The 1,080-nt window shown below is 67.9% G+C and carries 1 protein-coding gene; it reads right to left on the reverse strand.

Annotated elements, in window-relative coordinates; all coding sequences use genetic code 11:
- Nucleotides 1-964: IS481 family transposase (locus DMC64_RS42565; RefSeq protein WP_125738241.1), on the reverse strand; the 964-nt coding region annotated here is incomplete at its 3' end.
- Nucleotides 965-1,080 lie beyond the last annotated feature (116 nt).

The raw sequence follows: 1,080 nt of genomic DNA on the forward strand, positions 1-1,080 counted from the left end.
TGTAGTGCCCTGTGAGGTTGTTGACGCGGGTGATGGGTGGGTGGCCGTTGAGGGCGGTGTGGGTGCGGTGGTGGTTGTAGTGGTGGAGGAAGGCTGGGAGGGTTCGGGCTCGGTGTGCTGAGTTGGTGAAGGGTTGGGCGTAGGCCCATTCTTCGGTGAGGGTGCGGTTGAAGCGTTCGGCTTTGCCGTTGGTTTGGGGTCGGTAGCGGCGGGTGAAGCGTGCTTGGGCGCCGATGTCGTTGAGGGCGGTGTGCCAGGCGCGGGAGCGGCGGTAGGCCATGGCGTTGTCGGTCATGACGCGTTCGATGTGGTGGATGCCGAGTTCGGCGAGCGCGGCTGTGGCGCGGCAGAGGAAGCCGGCGCAGGTGGTGGCGGTTTCGTCGGGGTGGATTTCGGCGTAGGCGAGGCGGGTGTGGTCGTCGATGGCGCAGTGAACGTAGTCGTAGCCGGCGCGGTTTCCGTGGCGGGCGCGGCGGCGTTCGAGGCTGTCGCGTCCGTGGACGCGCCAGCCGCCGCCGTCGCGGATGCGGCCGAGTTTCTTGACGTCGACGTGGAGGAGTTCGCCGGGCCGGTCTCGTTCGTAGCGGCGGATCGGTTGTCCGGTCGGGCGGTCCAGCCAGGCCAGTTTCGGCATGCGGTGGCGGGTCAGGACCCGGTGTGCTGTGGAGGCGTGCAGGCCGAGGATCCCGCCGATCCTGGCCGGGCCCAGCCGCCGGTTCCGGCGCAGGTCGAGGATCCGTTGCTCGGTCTCGTGCGGGGTCCGGGCGGGTGAGCGGTGCGGCCTGCTGGACCGATCGGCCAGGCCCGCGTCTCCTTCACGGCGATACCTGTCCAGCCATTTGTGCCCGGTCGCCCGGGAAATCCCCATCTCGGCGCAGACATGCGCGACCGGACGCCCAGCGGTGACGCGCTCGACGAGCAACCTGCGCCCGTGCACGGTCAACCGGGCATTACGGTGGAACACGAAGACCTCCGTTGTGATCGGTGATGGCGTCAGACACCAGCACCACACACGGAGGTCTTCGTCATGATCAACCCAACACGCCGCTCAACCGTCAACAACGTCCATGGTCACTACAG

The organism is Amycolatopsis sp. WAC 04197, assembly GCF_003947475.1.
GTDB classification, from domain to species: Bacteria; Actinomycetota; Actinomycetes; order Mycobacteriales; family Pseudonocardiaceae; genus Amycolatopsis; species Amycolatopsis japonica.